This is a genomic window from Kitasatospora sp. NPDC028055, from assembly GCF_040637885.1.
Lineage (GTDB): Bacteria > Actinomycetota > Actinomycetes > Streptomycetales > Streptomycetaceae > Kitasatospora.
In genome coordinates this window covers 78,503-95,337 of record NZ_JBEZXE010000015.1, presented here as the reverse complement: position 1 = coordinate 95,337, position 16,835 = coordinate 78,503, and the positions used below count along the sequence as shown (strand labels likewise).

The window sequence follows — 16,835 nt, the reverse complement described above, 5'->3', positions numbered from 1 at the left end:
TAGGGGTAGGGAACCAGGGAAAACCCCCACCACGCCCGCGCGGCCCGCTCCGGGGGCCGCCCGCCCGGGGGCCCGTTCGCCCGGGGCCGCGGGGCGGGCCGCTCCGTGCGTCATGATGATCACCGTCCGGGATCCCCCGGATGAACACCGGCGGAACGGAGCCCAGCCATGATCCCCTTCGACGAGGCCCGCGCCCGGCTGCTGCTCGCCGGGGCCTGCGCCGCCGCCGGACTGCCCGCCCCCGACGGCGCGCGGCTGCTCGCGCTCGGCGAGAACGCCGTCTTCGACCTCGGCGACCCGGCCGTGGTCGCCAAGGTCGGCCGCGGCCCCGGACTGTACGACCGGGCCCGGCGCGAACTGGCCGTCGCGCACTGGCTGGCCGGGCAGGGCGTCCCGGTGGTCCGCCCGTACGAGCGGGTCGAGGCCGGGCCGCACCGGGCCGACGGGCACCCGGTCACCTTCTGGCACCGGCTCGCCCCCGCCGTCCGGCCGGCCCGCCCGGCCGACCTCGCCCCGCTGCTGCGCGCCCTGCACGCACTGCCGCTGCCGCCCTTCCCGCTCGACGGGCGCGACCTGCTGGCGCCGGTGGAGCGCTGGCTGGCCTCCGCCGAGGGACAGGTCGACCCGGCGGACGTCGCCTTCCTGCGCGAGCGCCGGGACGCCTTCGCGGCCGCCCTGCCCGGCCTGGTGCCGGAGCTCGCGCCCGGGGTGATCCACGGCGACGCGCTGCCGCGCAACGTCCACGTCGGACCGGACGGGCCGGTGCTGCTCGACCTGGAGACCTTCTCCCGGGACCTGCGCGAGCACGACCTGGTGGTCCTGGCGCTCGCCCACGACCGCTACGGGGTGCCGGAGGAGGACTACCTGGAGTTCACCGGGGCCTACGGCCGGGACGTGCGCGACTGGTCCGGCTTCGCGGTGCTGCGCGGGGCCCGGGAGACCGCCAGCGCCTCCTGGGTCGCCCAGCAGGCGGCCGGGAACCCGGCGGCCCTCGCGGAGTTCCGGCGCCGGGTCGACTCGCTCCGGGAGGGGGCCACCGGGGTGCGCTGGTACCCGTTCTGACGGCGGGCGGCTACCTCCTGGGAGCGGCGGACGTCGAACCGGGCGAGTGTGAGAAGACTCTTAGGGCGGAACGGTCCGGCGCGCAACCGGGACACGTACGATCGGCGTCCTATCGCACAGTCATCCTGACCGAGGGATCGGCCCCCTTCCCGCCCGCAGGAGCCGCCGCCATGCACCGGACCCCCACCCGTCGCAGCCCCCTCCCCGACTCCCGCACCGCCGCCGGCCGCCGACGGCTCGTCGCGGGCTGCGTCGCCGTGGCCGCCGTGCTGGGACTGTCCGCGTGCGGCACCGCCAGCGGGGCGCTGCAGCCCACCGCGACCGCCTCCACCCCGGGCGCCTCCGCTCCGGGCGCAACCACCCCGGGCGCCACCACTCCGGGCGCCACCGCGCAGCAGCCGACCGGCACCGCGGCCGCCACCATCGCCCCCACCCCCGGCTCCGACGCCGCCGGCCCCGGCCGGGCCGCTCCGCCGGCCGGTGCCGAGCCGCGCACCCCGACCGCCGCGGCCACCCCCGGCCACGCCCCGGCCACCGGCACGCCCGTCGGCACCACCCCCGCCGGCACCCCCGCCGCACCGCCCGCGCAACCCGGTCAGGCCACCAAGGTGATCGGCTCCACCGCCTCCGGCGGCCGCACCGTCGCCCTCACCTTCGACGACGGCCCCGGCCCGGCCACCGGCCAGATCCTCGACCTGCTCGCCCAGTACCACGTCAAGGCCACCTTCTGCGAGATCGGCCAGAACGCCGCCGCCAACCCGGCCCTGGTCAAGCGGGTGCTGGCCGAGGGGCACCGGCTCTGCGACCACAGCGTCCACCACCCCCAGCCGTTCGAGAAGCTCCCGCACGACAAGGCGGTGTACGAGATCTCCGCCGCCCGCGACATGATCGTCAAGGCCGGCGGGCCGGGCACCCGGGTCAGCTGGTTCCGTGCGCCGGGCGGCGGCTTCACCGCCGACAACGAGCACATCGCCGCCGGGCTCGGGATGGACTCGCTCGGCTGGTCCGTCGACCCCCGCGACTGGTCCCGCCCGGGCGTGGCCGCGATCGTCTCCACCGTGCAGAGCCAGCTCAAGCCCGGCGGCGTGATCCTGATGCACGACGGCGGCGGCGACCGCAGCCAGACCGTGGCCGCGCTCAAGCAGCTGCTGCCCTGGCTGGTCGCCCAGGGGTACACCTTCGACTTCCCCGCCGCGTAGGGCCCGTGGGGCCTTTGGGCCGCGGCCCGTAGGGCGGGCGGCCGTGACCGACACCGCCGCCCTCCTCGCCGCCGTCCCCGGGCTGGCCCGCCACCTGCGGCCCGCCACCCTGCTGCACCCGTACGCCGTCCCCGGCGGCGCCCCCGCCGACCCCGCGGCGAGCCGGATCGGCGGCCCGGCCGAGTGGCCGCCCGGCGAGCCCTGGCCGCACTGCACCGCGCGCCATCCCGAGGAGGAGGACGTCCTCCCCCGCAGGGCGCCCGAACCGCCCACCGCCGCGACGGCGTTGGTCCCGCTCGCCCGGATCCGCGCCGAGGACGCCCCGCACCTGCCCCGGCCGCCCGGCACCGACCTGCTCCAGGTGCTCTGGTGCCCCAACGACCACGACGACATCCAGGGCGAGCGCTACTACTACGGCCCCGCCGTCGAACTCCACTGGCAGCGCGCCGCCGACCTCGCCCCGGCCACTCCCCCGCCGCCCCGCCTCAGCGCGCCGGAGTACCTGCCGCGCCCCTGCGCGGTGCGCCCCGAACACCTCCTCGACCTGCCCGACCGGGACGAACTGCCCGAGGAACTCGTCCGCGCCGTCGCGGAGTTCGCCGAGCAGCAGGGCCTGGAGTACGAGCGGGACCTCGGCCGGGCGGACGGCTGGAAGCTGGGCGGCTGGCCCTCCTGGCACTGCACCGACCTGATCCCGATCGACTGCCACTGCGGGGCCCGGATGAGGCTCCTGCTCACGGTGGAGAGCGGCGAGGACCCGGACCTGTCCCTGGGCCGGCACGGCGAACTGCACGTGTTCGTCTGCCCGGTGGACCCGGCCCACCCGGTGGGGCTGGACATCCAGGGCTGAGGCCGCGGCGGGGCCTCAGCCGAGGTGCAGCCGGTAGACCTGCCGGGAGCCGCCCTCCGGTCCGGGGGCCGCGGCCTCGGCCGGGGTGAAGCCCAGCCGCTCGTAGAACACCCGGGCGCCGCCGGCCACCGCCCCGGGGTGGTCCGGGCCGAAGGTGACCACCTCGACGACGGCCGGGGCGCGGACGTGGTGGCGGCGCAGCGCGTCCTCGACCAGCGCCCGGCCGACGCCGGTGCCCCGGGCGCGGCCGGCCACCACCAGCCAGTGCAGGTGGTGCGGCCCGTCCTGCGCGGGGCCGAACAGCAGGCCGCCGAGCAGTCCCCCGGTGGACTCGGCGACGGTCGCGGTGCCCCGGGCCATCGACTTCTCCACCGCGCGGTGGAAGCCGGGCTCGGCCACCATCGGGCCGAACCAGTGCTCGACCTCGGCGGCGAGGGCGAGGAAGCCGGGCAGGTCCGCCGGGCCCGCCGCGCGCACGAAGTGGGCGGGCTGGGCGGGCTGGGCGGGCTGGCCCCGGCGTGCGGGGTCGGCCGGGCCGGTCATCCGGAGGGCCTGGACGGCCAGCGCGGGTCCACCACCGCGTGCGGGTCCTTGCCGCGGCGCAGCCAGGCCTGGAGGCCCTCGGCCCAGTCCCGGTACCAGTCGATCTGGCGCCGGTGCAGTTCGGCCGGGGCAACCTCCCCCACCTCGACCGGGTAGCGCCCGGCCAGGGCGACGGCGACCCGGACGGCGGCCAGCGCGTCGCTGCCCGCCTCGTGGGCGTCCGTCAGCTCCACCCCGTACACCTCGCACACCCGCTGCAGGGTGCGCGAGCCCTTGCGGTACTTGTCGACGGCCCGGTCGATGACCAGCGCGTCCAGCACCGGGCCGACCGGGGCGCCGAGGCGCTCGGCGAGCACGGGCAGGCCGTAGCGGCGCAGCTCGGCGTCGAGCAGCGAGAGGTCGAAGGGCGCGTTGAAGGCGACCACCGGCCGTCCGTCCGCGATCCGCGCGCAGAGCGCCGCGGCTATCTCCTCGACCGCCTCCTTGGCCTGCTGCCCCCTGCTGCGCGCCAGGGCGTCGCCGATGCCGTGGATGGCCTCGGCCTCGGCGGGGATCGGCACCCCGGGATCGAGCAGCCAGTTGGCGGCCTCCACCCGGACGGCGCCGACGGTGTCCACGAGCGCGGCCGTGACGATGCGGTCCACGGCCGGTTCGGTGCCCGTGGTCTCCAGGTCGAAGCCGACCAGTGGCTGCTGCCACCAGCTCATCAGGTGTGTCCTTCCGTCCTCCGGCGAAACAGCCCCTATCATCACCCGCCCCACCGACAACCCGACCGGCAGGGGAGCCGATCAAGGGCCCGGTCGCCCTACGCTGTTCCCCGGACCCGAACGGAGGAGCCGACCATGAGCACCGCCCCGAACCTGCCCGTGCCCCCTCACGGGCCCGACGAGTCCCACCCGCTGCGGACCATCAGAGAGATTCGCGGATCGCTGCCGGAGGACCAGGTCGAACACTTCGACGCTGAGCTCGCCGATACCGACATCGACGCGCTGCCCGCCATGCTGCACCGCTGGGCAACGCTGGGAACCGACGGCTTCCTGGACTTCCTCCTGACGACGCCCCTCGAGGGCCTGGAGTTCGGCGCTCGCTCCTACGACGACGAGGAAGCCCCCGAGTGACCTACCTGCTGGACACGAACGTGGTCGCCGAGCTCACGACGCGACCGAAGCCGGCTCCCGCGGTCATCGAGTGGGCCCGATCCGTCCCGGCCACCGAGCACTTTCTCAGTGTCATCACCATCGCGGAGATCGAGGCCGGCGTGGCGGCAGCCCCTGATCCGCTGCGGCGGGCCGTTCTCGATCGGGTCCTCGACGGTCTCCGGGCTGAGTACCAGGGGCGGATCGCCGTGATCGGCGAGCGGGAGTCCTCCGCCTACCTCGCCGTCCACCGTCGGCTCAAGAGCCTCGGGGCCGGCATCGATCCGCCCGACGCGCTGATCGCGGCCACGGCCCTCGCGAACGGATGGACGCTTGTCAGCCGCAACGTCAAGCACTTGGCGCGCACCGGTGCGGCTGTGCTGAATCCGTGGGAGTACTGAGCGTTCTTCATGCGGACTGCCCCGGCCGCTGGATGCGGGCGGGGCAGTCCGGTCTTCCGCCGGCCGTAGACCGGTGTGAGGCCTACCGGGCCGCCGTCCGTCCGCTCAGCGTGAGCCGGCCGGACAGCACGCCGGAGGCCACGGCGAGCACCAGGCAGAGCGCCGCGCCGCCGGCCAGCGGCAGCCAGGGCAGCCGGAGTGCGACGCTCGCCTGCCCGGCCAGGATGCGGTGGTTGAGCAGGGCCGTGGTGCCGTACTGGGTGAGCGCGGTGGCGGCGAGGGCGAGGACGGCGGCGGTGGCCACCACCAGGGCGGCCTCCAGGGCGACCATCTGCAGCACCTGGCGGCGCAGCGTCCCGGCCAGCCGCAGCACGGTGAAGTCGCGGCGGCGGTCGGCGGCGCTCATCACCATGGTGTTGACGATGGCGATCAGCGCGTAGAGCAGGGCGGGACCGAGGATGGTGGTGGTGGCGATCCAGGCGTAGTGGGCGTTCGGGTCGGGGCCGGGGTCGCGGGCGTCGGTGAGGACGCCGCCGAGCCGGTCGGCGGGTTCGGCGCTGAGGTGGACGGCGCCGGGGCGGGCGCCGTTCAGGTGGCCGGTGACGGCGTCGCCGCTGAGCAGGACCTCGTCCAGGCCGAGCTGGGTGCGGTAGACGAGGGCGAGCCGCAGGCCGGTGACGGTGCCGTCGGCGAGGCGCAGGTTGACCTGGTCGCCGACCTTCCAGCCGTGGCCGCGGGCCTGGTCGGTGGAGGCGGCGAGGGTGGCGCCGTGCAGGTCGGCGGCGGTGCCGTCGACGGCGGGCAGGGTCCAGGCGGTGGCGAGGTCGCCGTCGACGACGGTGGCGGCGGAGGGTGCGCTGGCGGGCGAGTCCTCGCCGTGGTCGTCGAAGGCGGGCCGGTCGGCGCCGAGGCCGGTGACCACGGTGGAGGTGGTGGCGGTGGCGTGCAGGTCGGGCCGGCCGGCGGTGAGCCGGTGGGCGGCGTCGGCGGGCAGCGGGGCGGCGCCGGGGCGCAGCACGTAGCGGGCGGCGGCGGTGGCCCGGCCCTGGGCGGTCATGGCCTCGGCGAAGGCCGCGGTGGAGCCGACCATGGTGCCGGCGAGCGCGATGGTGAGGAAGGCCGGGGTGGCGGTGGAGACGGTGCGGCGCACCGCGGTGAGCGCGTTCTGCCGGGCGAGCAGCGGGGCGGCGGCGGTGAGCCGGGCGAGCGGGGCGCTGAGCAGCCGGACCAGCAGCGGGACGACGACGGGCGCGAACAGGGCGAGGGTGGTGATGGTGGCCAGGTCGGCGCCCATCACCCACTGGGAGGCGAGCTGCGGGTCGTCCGGCTGGTCGCCGGGGGCGGGCGGCAGGGTGGCCGCGGACAGGTAGTAGGCGACGCCGCCGACCAGGCCGAGCAGCCCGAGGACGGCGAAGGCCCAGCGCGGCCCGGTCATCACCCTGCGGTCGACGGCGGCGTCGCCGAGCGCCTCGACGGCGCGCACCCGCCCGGCGCGGACGGCGGCGGTGACGGCGCCGAGCAGCGCGACCGCCAGGCCGACGGCGGCGGCCAGCAGCATCGGTCCGACGGCGGGCCGGGCGGTGAAGCCCTCGGGGGCGGCGCCGCGGGCGACCAGCCAGGAGGCGAGGGCGGGCGCGCCGGGCAGCGCGAGCAGGCAGCCGCTGACGGCGGAGACGAGGGCGACGACGGCGGCCTCGCCGGTGATCAGCTGGACGATCTGGCGGGGCGTGGCGCCGACGGCGCGCAGCATCGCGATCTCCTGGCGGCGCTGGGCGACGGCGAAGGCGAAGGTGCCGGCGACCACGAAGACGGCGACGAAGGCGGCCATCGCGGAGGTGAACTGGAGCACCTTGTGCAGCGAGGGCGCGCCGAGCGGGGAGTCGTCCCCGGCGGTCTCGTTGAGCAGGCTGCCGGTGGTGGCGACCAGGGTGACGCCGAGGGTGAGGGCGACGTAGGAGCCGGCGAAGGCGGCCTTGCGGCGGCGCAGGCTCGCGGCGGCGACGGGCAGCAGGGTCCCGAGCGAGGTCATGCCGCCGTCCCCGCCGTCTCCAGGGCGGTCATCCGCTCGGCGACCTGCTGGGCGGTCGGGCGGGGCAGGTCGTCGACGATCCGGCCGTCGGCGAGGAAGAGCACCCGGTCGGCGTGGGCGGCGGCGACGGGGTCGTGGGTGACCATGACGGTGCTCTGGCCCTCGCGGTCGACCAGGTCGCGCAGCAGGGCGAGGACGTCGCGGCTGCTGGAGCTGTCGAGGGCGCCGGTGGGCTCGTCGGCGAACAGCATCCGGGGCCTGGTGATCAGGGCGCGGGCGATGGCGACGCGCTGCTGCTGGCCGCCGGAGAGCTGGGAGGGCAGGTGGCCGGCCCGCTCGCCGAGGCCGACCTGGGCGAGCGCCCGGTGGACCTCGGCGCGGTCGGGGCGGCGCCCGGCCAGGCGCAGCGGCAGGCCGACGTTCTGTTCGGCGGTGAGCGAGCCGACCAGGTTGAACGCCTGGAAGACGAAGCCGAGTTGCTGTCGGCGCAGCACGGTCAGCTGGGTCTCGGTCAGCCCGGCGAGGTCGGTGCCGTCCAGCACGACCCGGCCGCGGTCGGGGCGGTCGAGCCCGGCGCCGCACTGCAGCAGGGTGCTCTTGCCGGAGCCGGAGGGCCCCATGACGGCGGTGAAGGTGCCGCGGCCGAAGCCGACGTCCACCCCTCTGAGTGCCCGTACGGCCTCCGGGCCGGTGCCGTAGGTGCGGTGTACGTCTTCGAGGCGCAGTACGGCCCCGTCATCCCCCGTGATCTTCACGGGGCTTACACCTACCACGGGCGCACCTGTCCCGACCAGGGGTGATGGGTGAATCGTTACTGCACGTGAAGGGCCCCGGTCGGCCGACGGGCCCCGGTCGGCCGGCGGGCCTCGGCTCCGTCGGGGGTCAGCGGGCCGGCTCCCGGTGCATGGTGACGTCGATCGGGTCCTCGTCGACGACCTCGAAGCCGTGCCGTTCGTAGAGCCGCTGGGCGGCGCTGCCCCGCAGGACGGTCAGGTGCACGGGCTCACCGGCCGCGTCGGCGTCGGCGAGCAGGTGGCGCAGCACGGCGCTGCCGAGGCCGCGGCCCTGGAGGTGGGGGGCCAGGTAGAACATCTCCAGCCGGCGCCCGCCGCGTTCGTCGGGGCGGACGGTGACGGAGCCGCCGAAGGCGCCGTCGACCAGGAGGACCGAGGTGTACCGGGTGGAGAAGGAGTGCCGGACCCGGCGGCGGGAGCGCTCCGGGTCCCAGCGGCCGAGGCGTTCCAGGTCGGCGCGCATGACCTGGTCCTTGAGGTCGCTGATCGGGTCGAGGTCCTTGGGCCCGGCGGGTTCCAGGGTCCAGGCGGGGAGGCTGTTCACGCACCGCAGTGTTCCAGCGCGCGCACCGCCTCCACCAGCGGTTGTCTCACGATGCGGGCCGCGGGCCGCTCCCTCAGGAGACGTTCCGGGCGTCCGCCCAGACCCCCTCGAACTCCTCGCGGTAGACCTCCAGCAGCCCCGGCTCGGTCCCGCCCGGCTGCTGGCCGGCGCCGCCGCGCAGGATCAGCGCCGGGGACTCCATGCCGCGCGAGCGGCGCAGGTAGGGCTGGATGACGCCGAGGTCGCGGCCGGCCCGGCGGCCGGCCACCGGGCCGGTGGGGCGGGGGCCCTCGACCAGGTAGGCGGTGAAGCGCGGGGTCTCGTCGAAGACCCTGATCTCGAAGCCGCCCTGGTCCCGCAGCCGGGCCCGGACCCGCCGCACGTGCATGATGTTCATCTCAATGGCGCGGGACAACTCGCCCCGGGACAGGCCGAGTTCGCGTTCGCGGCGGCGCACCGCGCTGCTCGCCGGGTTGAGGAACAGCAGCCGCACCCGGCAGCCCTCGCCGGCCAGGCGGACCAGGCGCTTGCCGGTGTAGTTCTGGCAGAGCATGCCGAGGCCGATGCCGAGCGCGTCCAGCCGCCGGGCGCCGTCGAGCAGGTCCTCGACCGGGAGGTCGCGCTGCAGCCGGACCCGGTCGGCGTGCACGGCGACCACGTCGGCGTAGCGTCCGGCGACCAGGGACTCCACCACGTCGGCGGGCACCCCGCCCGCGCCGCCGTCGAGGACGGCGAGCAGCCGGGCGGCGGCGCGCTCGGTCTGGGCCAGCACGGTCTGGGTGAGCACCCGGTTGCGGGAGACCACGTGCCGGGCCACTTCCAGTTCGTCCAGGGCGAGTTCGATCTCGCGCCGGTCGGCGAGGTAGGGCTCGAAGCAGGGCCAGTGCTGGACCATCAGCTCGCGCAGCTGGGGCAGGGTGAGGAAGACCAGCGGGTCGTCGTCGGCCGGGTCGAGGAGGTAGCCCTTGCGGCGGCTGACCTCGCGCACGGCGCCGGCCCGGTGGGCCCACTCCTCGCCGGCCGGGCCGGCCGCGGCGGTGACCCAGTCCTCGCCGTGGGCGGGGGCGTAGATGGGGTGCAGCACCTCGTCGACCAGGGAGCGCAGCCGCTGTTCGACCAGGTTGAGCCAGACGTAGGCGCGCCCGGAGAGCCGGACCCGCTGGTAGGAGTCCTCCCACTCGGCGGCCGACCAGGCGAGCGCGGGGACCTCGACCGGGCCGCTCTGGGCGGGCACGAGGGCGCGGCCGGTCATGGTGGGGCGCATGACCACCGTGGGCGCCTCGCTGCGGGCGCCGCCCCGGTCGGGGCCGTCGGACCCGGAGCCGCGGCCGCCAGCAGGGAACACCATGCGCCACCTCATCTGCGGCTGACCCCCGCGGGCGCGAGGGCCGTTGACGGGCCGTTGACAATCACCGGTCGGCCGGAGCGGCCGGACGATCAAGGGTACTGCCCACCGCGAGCCGTCCGCAGCCGGATCGGCCAGGGGCTCTCCGGCGCATCTCCCGCACCGGTGGCAACAGTCTTCACACGAATGCTCGCCGGACACCCGTTCGGACTAACCCCGGCGGTACCTCCCGGCCACCGGGGAAGGGCTCGGGGAGTATCTCGGGGAGTGTGCGGGCTGTGCCGTGCGTCACGGCTCGGTCAGGACCGCACATGCCCGGCCGCCCGGCCGGGAAGAGAGCGTCCGGGCCGGCCGCCCGGCCGGACCACCTGTCGGACTACACATCAGTTTCCGTATGTCACAAGGAAGTTGAGGACTCATGCAGGTCTGGCCCGGTAAGCCCTACCCCCTCGGCGCCACCTACGACGGGGTCGGCACCAACTTCGCGGTGTTCTCGGAGAGTGCCGACCGGATCGAGCTGTGCCTGATCGACGAGGACGGCTCGGAGACCGCCGTCGAACTGCGCGAGACGGACGCCTTCGTCCGGCACGCCTACCTCCCGGGCGTCCAGCCCGGCCAGCGCTACGGCTTCCGGGTGCACGGCCCGTACAACCCGGGCCTGGGCCAGCGGCACAACAGCGCCAAACTGCTCCTGGACCCGTACGCCAAGGCGATGAGCGGACACATCGACTGGGACGAGTCCGTGTACGGCTACCACTTCGGCGCACCCGAGCGCCGCAACGACCTCGACTCCGCCCCGCACACCATGCACTCGGTGGTCATCAATCCGTACTTCGACTGGGGCACCGACCACCCGCCGCGCACCGACTACCACCGCACCGTCATCTACGAGGCCCACGTCAAGGGCCTCACCAAGCTGCACCCCGGCATCCCCGAGGAGATCCGCGGCAGCTACGCGGCCCTGGCCCACCCGGCGGTGATCGAGCACCTGGCCAAGCTGGGCGTCACCGCGATCGAGCTGATGCCCGTGCACCAGTTCGTCCGCGACCACCGGCTGCGCGACCTCGGGCTGGCCAACTACTGGGGCTACAACACCATCGGCTTCTTCGCCCCGCACTCCTCCTACTCCTCCACCGGCGACCGCGGCCAGCAGGTGCAGGAGTTCAAGTCGATGGTCAAGGCGCTGCACTCGGCCGGGATCGAGGTGATCCTGGACGTCGTCTACAACCACACCGCCGAGGGCAACCACCTCGGGCCGACGCTGTCGCTGCGCGGCCTGGACAACGTCTCCTACTACCGCCTCGCCCAGGACCAGCGCTTCTACGAGGACACCACCGGCACCGGCAACAGCCTGCTGATGCGCAGCCCGCACGTGCTCCAGCTGATCATGGACTCGCTGCGCTACTGGGTCACCGAGATGCACGTGGACGGCTTCCGCTTCGACCTCGCCGCCACCCTGGCCCGGCAGTTCCACGAGGTCGACCGGCTGTCCTCGTTCTTCGACCTGGTGCAGCAGGACCCGGTGGTCTCCCAGGCCAAGCTGATCGCCGAGCCCTGGGACCTCGGCGAGGGCGGCTACCAGGTCGGCAACTTCCCGCCGCTGTGGACGGAGTGGAACGGCATGTACCGGGACACCGTGCGCGACCTGTGGCGCGGCGAGAACGCCACCCTGGCCGAGTTCGGCTCCCGGCTCACCGGCTCCTCCGACCTCTACCAGGACGACGGCCGCCGCCCGATCGCCTCCATCAACTTCGTCACCTGCCACGACGGCTTCACCCTGCGCGACCTGGTCTCCTACAACGACAAGCACAACGAGGCCAACGGCGAGGACAACCGGGACGGCGAGTCCTTCAACCGCTCCTGGAACTGCGGCACCGAGGGCCCCACCGCCGACCCGGCCGTCGAGGAGCTGCGAGCGCGCCAGCAGCGCAACTTCATCGCCACCCTGATGCTCTCCCAGGGCGTGCCGATGCTCTCCCACGGCGACGAGCTCGGCCGCACCCAGCAGGGCAACAACAACGCCTACTGCCAGGACAACGAACTCGCCTGGGTGCACTGGCCCGAGGGCGACGGCCCGGCCGCCCGGCTGCTGGAGTTCACCCAGGGGATGATCTGGCTGCGCCGCGACCACCCGGTGTTCCGGCGGCGCCGGTTCTTCCACGGGCGGCCGGTCTCCGGGCGGCACGGCGCCGTCGCCCCCGCCCCGGACGGCTACGACGACCTCACCGACATCGCCTGGTTCACCCCCGCCGGGGAGGAGATGACCAAGCGCAACTGGGGCGCCAGCTACGCCAAGTCGCTGACTGTCTTCCTCAACGGCTACGCCATCTCCGAACCGGACCGGCGCGGCGGGCGGATCGTCGACGACTCCTTCCTGCTGATGTTCAACGCCCACTTCGAGCCGCTGGAGTTCACCGTCCCCGCCGACCACGGGCAGGAGTGGCAGATCGTGGTCGACACCGCGCAGCCCCGGCTGCCCGCCCCCGGGGCTGGGGCCCGGGTCAAGGCCGGCGACGCCCTGTGGCTCACCGACCGCTCGCTGATGGTGCTCCAGCGGCCGGCCTGACCCGGGTGCCGGGGATCCCATGGGGATCTTGCGCTCACCTGTTCGGGTCAGCACCGGGTCTTGGCGGCGGGCCCGGCCGGGTACCTATGGAGCTATGACCTCCGCCGCCGAGCCCGCGCAGCCCCGCCCGGCCGCTACCCCTCCGACCGCCGCCACCCCTCCCACCGCTGTCCCCAGCGCCTCGTACCGCCTCCAGCTCCAGCCCGGCTTCACCCTGCACGACGCCACCGCCGCCGTCCCCTACCTGGCCGCCCTCGGCGTCTCCCACCTGCACCTCTCCCCGCTGCTGGAGGCCACCCCGGGCTCCACCCACGGCTACGACACCGTCGACCACACCCGGATCAGCGAACAGCTCGGCGGCGAGAGCGCGCTGCGCGCCCTGGCCGCCGAGGCCCACCGGCACGGCCTGCGGCTGCTCGCCGACGTGGTGCCCAACCACATGGCCGTGCCCGTCCCCGAGCGGCTCAACGAGCCGCTCCGGCAGGTGCTCCGGGACGGGCCCGACTCGCCGTACGCCCGCTGGTTCGACATCGACTGGACCGCCCAGCCCGGCCCCGCCGACGCCCCGGAGCGCGGCCGGGTCCTGCTGCCGCTGCTCGGCGACCGGATCGGCACCGTCCTCGACCAGCTGGTGGTCGACGGCGAGGTGCTGCGCTACCACCGGCACGAGCTGCCGCTGCGCCCCGGCACCGAACGGCTCCCGCTCCCGGAACTGCTGGCCCGGCAGTGGTACCGGCTCGCCTGGTGGCGGCTGGCCCGCACCGAGCTCAACTACCGGCGCTTCTTCACTGTCAACGAGCTGATCGCCGTCCGGGCCGAGGACCCGGAGGTCTTCGCCGCCACCCACGCCGTGCTGCTGCGGCTGCACGCCGACGGCGTCCTGGACGGCTTCCGGATCGACCACCCCGACGGGCTCGCCGACCCGCGCGGCTACCTGCGCCGCCTGGCCGACGCCACCGGCGGCGCCTACGTCGTGGTCGAGAAGATCCTCACCGGGGAGGAGCGGCTGCCCGCGGACTGGCCGGTGGCCGGCACCACCGGCTACGACGCGCTGCGCCGCATCGACGGCGTGCTCACCGACCCGGCGGGCGCCCGCCGGCTGGCCGAGGCGTACGAGGCCTTCCTGCACGGCGGGGCGGGCCCGGGCGGCGAGGCAGCCCTGGACGAGGGGCCCGTCCACGGGCCCGGCCCGGACCCGCACCCCGCCGTCGCCGCCGCCCTGCGCGGCCGGGCCGAGATGACCGGGCCCGGCGGCGAGCTGACCGCCGAGGTCGAGCGGCTGGTCCGGATCGCCCTGCGGATCGGCGCCGCCGAACCCGCGCACGCCGACCACGCGCCCTGGCAGCTGCGCGCGGCGCTGCGCCGGCTGCTCACCCACTACCCGGTGTACCGGCCGTACGCCCGGCCCGGCGAGCCCGCCGACGACCCCGGGCTGCCGGTGGACGACGCCGCCGACCCGACCGAGCGCCTGGTCGCCGCCCTCGCCCTCGGCCGGCTGGGCCGCAGCGCGGACAAGGACGAGTTCTGCGTGCGCTTCGCCCAGACCGCCGCCGCCGTGGCCGCCAAGGGCGTCGAGGACACCGCCTTCTACCGCTGGAACGCGCTGCCCGGCCTCAACGAGGTCGGCGGCGACCCCGCCCGGCCCGGGCTGTCCCCGGCCGCCTTCCACGACTGGTGCCGGTACCTGGAGCGCAGCTGGCCGCACAGCATGACGGCGCTCTCCACCCACGACACCAAGCGCAGCGCCGACGCCCGGGCCCGCCTCGCCGTCCTCGCCGAGCAGCCGCAGGCCTGGGCCGCCGACGTCGCCGCCTGGTCCGCCGCCGGGCCCGCCGCCCCCGGGCTCGACCGGGACGCCGACTGGCTGCTCTGGCACACCCTGGTGGCCGCCTGGCCGATCACCCCGGACCGGCTGGTCGCCGCCCTGCTCAAGGCCGTCCGCGAGGCCAAGCTGCACACCTCCTGGACCAGCCCCGACACCGGGTACGAGCAGGCCCTGGAGCAGCGGGCCCGCGCCGTCCACGGCAACGCCGCGCTGCTCACCCGGATCGAGGGCCGGGTGCGGGCGCTCGCCCCCTACGCCCGCGCCAACACCCTGGCCGCCGCCCTGCTGCACCTGACCGTCCCCGGTGTGCCGGACCTCTTCCAGGGCAGCGAGGAGCCGCTGTACACCCTGGTCGACCCGGACAACCGGGGTGTGGTGGACCTCGGCGCGCTCGCCGTACGGCTCACCGATGCGGCCACCCCGCGCCCCGGCGACCTCGCCCGGGAGAAGCTCCACCTGACCGCCACCGCGCTGCACCTGCGCCGCTCCGGCCCGCTCGGCGCCTACCGGCCGCTGGCCGCCCCCGACCACCTGCTCGCCTTCGCCCGCGGCGAGGACGTGGTCACCGCCGTCACCCGGCTCCCGTACGGGCTGGAGCGGGCGGGCGGCTGGCGCGACGCCGTGCTGGAGCTGCCGCCCGGCGGGCCGTGGACCGACCAGCTGTCGTTGCGCGACTTCCCCGCCGGTCCGGTGCCGGTGGCGGAACTGCTGGCGACGTACCCGGTGGCGCTGCTGACCAGGAGGGGCCGATGAGCTCGCGCTACGAGGTCTGGGCGCCGAACGCGACGCGCCGGGTGGACGTGGAAGTCGGCGGCAGCGCCTACGAGTTGGCGCGCTGCCCGGACCGGGACGGCTGGTGGAGCGGCGAGGCCCCGGCGGGCGACTACGCCTTCCGGCTCGACGGCGGCCCGCCGCTGCCCGACCCACGCTCGCCCCGCCAGCCCTACGGCCCCGACGGCCCCAGCCGGGCGGTCGACCACGCCGCCTTCCGCTGGTCGGACACCGGCTGGCGCGGCCGGGCCCTGCCCGGCGCGGTGCTCTACGAGCTGCACGTCGGCACCTTCACCGCCCGCGGCACCTTCGACGCGGCCGCCGAACACCTGGACCACCTGGTCGAGTTGGGCGTGGACTTCGTCGAACTGATGCCGGTCTGCCCGTTCCCCGGCAAGCACGGCTGGGGCTACGACGGCGTCTCGCCCTGGGCCGTGCACGAGCCCTACGGCGGCCCGGAGGGGCTCAAGCGCTTCGTGGACGCCGCACACCGCAAGGGCCTCGGAGTGGTGCTCGACGTGGTGCACAACCACCTCGGCCCGTCCGGCAACCACCTCCCCGCGTACGGCCCGTACTTCACCGACCGGCACCACACCCCCTGGGGCTCGGCGGTCAACCTGGACGCGCCCGGCTCGGACGAGGTACGCGCCTACCTGGTCGGCAGCGCGCTCGCCTGGCTGCGCGACTACCGGATCGACGGCCTGCGGCTGGACGCCGTGCACGCCCTCGTGGACGACCGGGCCGTCCACTTCCTGGAGGAACTCTCGTGTGAGGTCGAGAGGTTGGCGACCTCGTCGAACCGCCCGCTGTTCCTGATCGCCGAATCCGACCTCAACACCCCGCGCACCACCGCCGCCCGCGAGGCCGGCGGCCAGGGCCTCACGGCTCAGTGGAACGACGACTTCCACCACGCCCTGCACTGCGCACTGACCGGCGAATCCCAGGGCTACTACGCGGACTTCGCGACCGCGCCGCTCACCGCCCTGGCCAAGGTGCTGCGCCACGGCTTCTTCCACGACGGCACCTGGTCCTCCTTCCGGGGGCGCAGCCACGGCCGCCCGTTCGGGGCCGGTGCGGCGGGCCACCGGCTGCTCGGCTACCTCCAGACCCACGACCAGGTCGGCAACCGGGCGCTCGGCGACCGGATCTCCACCTCGCTCACCCCCGGCCGACTGGCCTGCGGCGCCGCGCTGGTGCTCACCTCGCCGTTCACCCCGATGCTGTTCATGGGCGAGGAGTGGGCCGCCGCCACCCCCTGGCAGTACTTCACCGACCACACCGACCCGGCCCTGGCGGAGGCCGTCCGGCAGGGCCGGCGGCGGGAGTTCGCCGAGCACGGCTGGGCCGCCGAGGCCGTCCCGGACCCGCAGGAGCCGGCCACCGTACTCCGCTCGGTGCTCGACTGGACCGAGCCCCGGCGCGCCCCACACGCCGAACTCCTCGACTGGCACCGGACGTTGATCGGGCTGCGGCGCGCCCGGCCGGAGCTGGCCGACCCGGACCTCGGCGCGGTGCGGGTCGAGCACGACGAGGCGGCGGGCTGGCTGGTGCTGCATCGGGGGCCGTACCGGATCGCGGTCAACCTTGGCCCGGACGGGGCCCTGCTGCCGCTGGGCGGCGCCGGGCGGGAGGTGGTGGCGGCCTTCGGCGCGGTGGCGCTGGAGGGGGAGACGGTACGGCTGGCGGCGGACTCGGTGGCGGTCGTGCGGGTGGGCTGAGGCCGCACCGTGTGCGTGGCCTGAGGTTCCGCCGCGTGCGCGGCCCGAGGCT

General features: G+C 75.4%; 14 protein-coding genes. 8 read left to right on the top strand and 6 right to left on the bottom strand.

Annotation, left to right across the window (positions count from 1 at the left end):
- Window positions 1–168: 168 nt before the first annotated feature.
- From AB0F71_RS17960 to AB0F71_RS17950, 3 genes are all read left to right on the top strand, one after another.
- On the top strand, window positions 169–1,062 hold the full coding sequence (locus AB0F71_RS17960) for an aminoglycoside phosphotransferase family protein (RefSeq protein ID WP_360234725.1): 894 nt from the start codon (window positions 169–171) through the stop codon (window positions 1,060–1,062).
- 170 nt (window positions 1,063–1,232) lie between these two features.
- A complete protein-coding gene (locus AB0F71_RS17955; RefSeq protein ID WP_360234722.1) occupies window positions 1,233–2,261 on the top strand; it encodes a polysaccharide deacetylase family protein in 1,029 nt (342 codons plus the stop codon).
- Between the two features lie 43 nt (window positions 2,262–2,304).
- Window positions 2,305–3,111, top strand: a complete 807-nt coding sequence (locus AB0F71_RS17950) for a DUF1963 domain-containing protein (RefSeq protein ID WP_360234719.1) — start codon at window positions 2,305–2,307, stop codon at window positions 3,109–3,111.
- 15 nt (window positions 3,112–3,126) lie between these two features.
- On the opposite strand, the gene AB0F71_RS17945 is transcribed toward AB0F71_RS17950, so the two are convergent.
- The gene (locus tag AB0F71_RS17945) at window positions 3,127–3,654 is read right to left on the bottom strand and encodes a GNAT family N-acetyltransferase (RefSeq protein WP_360234716.1); all 528 of its coding nucleotides are present in this window, start codon (window positions 3,652–3,654) and stop codon (window positions 3,127–3,129) included.
- Window positions 3,651–4,361: an exonuclease domain-containing protein gene (locus AB0F71_RS17940; RefSeq protein ID WP_360234713.1), complete on the bottom strand. Its 711-nt coding sequence runs from the start codon at window positions 4,359–4,361 to the stop codon at window positions 3,651–3,653. The genes AB0F71_RS17945 and AB0F71_RS17940 overlap by 4 nt, the downstream gene beginning before the upstream one ends.
- Window positions 4,362–4,496: 135 nt before the next feature.
- Here AB0F71_RS17940 and AB0F71_RS17935 point away from each other — a divergent pair, with 135 nt between their 5' ends.
- The gene (locus AB0F71_RS17935) at window positions 4,497–4,772 is read left to right on the top strand and encodes a hypothetical protein (RefSeq protein WP_360234710.1); all 276 of its coding nucleotides are present in this window, start codon (window positions 4,497–4,499) and stop codon (window positions 4,770–4,772) included.
- A complete protein-coding gene (locus AB0F71_RS17930) occupies window positions 4,769–5,191 on the top strand; it encodes a type II toxin-antitoxin system VapC family toxin (RefSeq protein WP_360234707.1) in 423 nt (140 codons plus the stop codon). The genes AB0F71_RS17935 and AB0F71_RS17930 overlap by 4 nt, the downstream gene beginning before the upstream one ends.
- 82 nt (window positions 5,192–5,273) lie before the next feature.
- Here AB0F71_RS17930 and AB0F71_RS17925 read toward each other — a convergent pair whose 3' ends face one another.
- The 4 genes from AB0F71_RS17925 to AB0F71_RS17910 form a co-directional block, all read right to left on the bottom strand.
- Complete coding sequence (locus AB0F71_RS17925; RefSeq protein ID WP_360234704.1) at window positions 5,274–7,220, bottom strand: FtsX-like permease family protein; 1,947 nt, start codon at window positions 7,218–7,220, stop codon at window positions 5,274–5,276.
- Window positions 7,217–7,975: an ABC transporter ATP-binding protein gene (locus tag AB0F71_RS17920; protein ID WP_360234701.1), complete on the bottom strand. Its 759-nt coding sequence runs from the start codon at window positions 7,973–7,975 to the stop codon at window positions 7,217–7,219. Before AB0F71_RS17920 ends, AB0F71_RS17925 begins: the two co-directional genes overlap by 4 nt.
- 127 nt (window positions 7,976–8,102) lie before the next feature.
- Entirely contained in the window at window positions 8,103–8,558 is a 456-nt protein-coding gene (locus tag AB0F71_RS17915; RefSeq protein WP_360234698.1) for a GNAT family N-acetyltransferase, read from the bottom strand.
- A 73-nt stretch (window positions 8,559–8,631) separates the two neighbouring features.
- Complete coding sequence (locus tag AB0F71_RS17910; RefSeq protein ID WP_360234903.1) at window positions 8,632–9,810, bottom strand: SAV2148 family HEPN domain-containing protein; 1,179 nt, start codon at window positions 9,808–9,810, stop codon at window positions 8,632–8,634.
- Between the two features lie 511 nt (window positions 9,811–10,321).
- Between AB0F71_RS17910 and glgX the strand changes: the two genes are divergently transcribed.
- The 3 genes from glgX (at window position 10,322) to treZ (ending at window position 16,783) form a co-directional block, all read left to right on the top strand.
- The gene (gene glgX, locus AB0F71_RS17905; protein WP_360234695.1) at window positions 10,322–12,469 is read left to right on the top strand and encodes a glycogen debranching protein GlgX; all 2,148 of its coding nucleotides are present in this window, start codon (window positions 10,322–10,324) and stop codon (window positions 12,467–12,469) included.
- Between the two features lie 94 nt (window positions 12,470–12,563).
- Window positions 12,564–15,047 carry a malto-oligosyltrehalose synthase gene (locus tag AB0F71_RS17900; RefSeq protein ID WP_360234692.1) on the top strand — a complete coding sequence of 828 codons (2,484 nt, stop codon included), beginning with the start codon at window positions 12,564–12,566 and terminating at the stop codon, window positions 15,045–15,047.
- A complete protein-coding gene (gene treZ / locus AB0F71_RS17895; protein WP_360234689.1) occupies window positions 15,044–16,783 on the top strand; it encodes a malto-oligosyltrehalose trehalohydrolase in 1,740 nt (579 codons plus the stop codon). The genes AB0F71_RS17900 and treZ overlap by 4 nt, the downstream gene beginning before the upstream one ends.
- Window positions 16,784–16,835 lie beyond the last annotated feature (52 nt).

Coding starts and splice junctions, on each gene's coding strand:
- AB0F71_RS17960 (WP_360234725.1), top strand. CDS start 169: ATGATCCCCTTCGACGAGGCCCGCGCCCGGCTGCTGCTCGCCGGGGCC.
- AB0F71_RS17955 (WP_360234722.1), top strand. CDS start 1,233: ATGCACCGGACCCCCACCCGTCGCAGCCCCCTCCCCGACTCCCGCACC.
- AB0F71_RS17945 (WP_360234716.1), bottom strand. CDS start 3,654: ATGACCGGCCCGGCCGACCCCGCACGCCGGGGCCAGCCCGCCCAGCCC.
- AB0F71_RS17940 (WP_360234713.1), bottom strand. CDS start 4,361: ATGAGCTGGTGGCAGCAGCCACTGGTCGGCTTCGACCTGGAGACCACG.
- AB0F71_RS17935 (WP_360234710.1), top strand. CDS start 4,497: ATGAGCACCGCCCCGAACCTGCCCGTGCCCCCTCACGGGCCCGACGAG.
- AB0F71_RS17925 (WP_360234704.1), bottom strand. CDS start 7,220: ATGACCTCGCTCGGGACCCTGCTGCCCGTCGCCGCCGCGAGCCTGCGC.
- AB0F71_RS17910 (WP_360234903.1), bottom strand. CDS start 9,810: ATGACCGGCCGCGCCCTCGTGCCCGCCCAGAGCGGCCCGGTCGAGGTC.
- glgX (WP_360234695.1), top strand. CDS start 10,322: ATGCAGGTCTGGCCCGGTAAGCCCTACCCCCTCGGCGCCACCTACGAC.
- AB0F71_RS17900 (WP_360234692.1), top strand. CDS start 12,564: ATGACCTCCGCCGCCGAGCCCGCGCAGCCCCGCCCGGCCGCTACCCCT.
- treZ (WP_360234689.1), top strand. CDS start 15,044: ATGAGCTCGCGCTACGAGGTCTGGGCGCCGAACGCGACGCGCCGGGTG.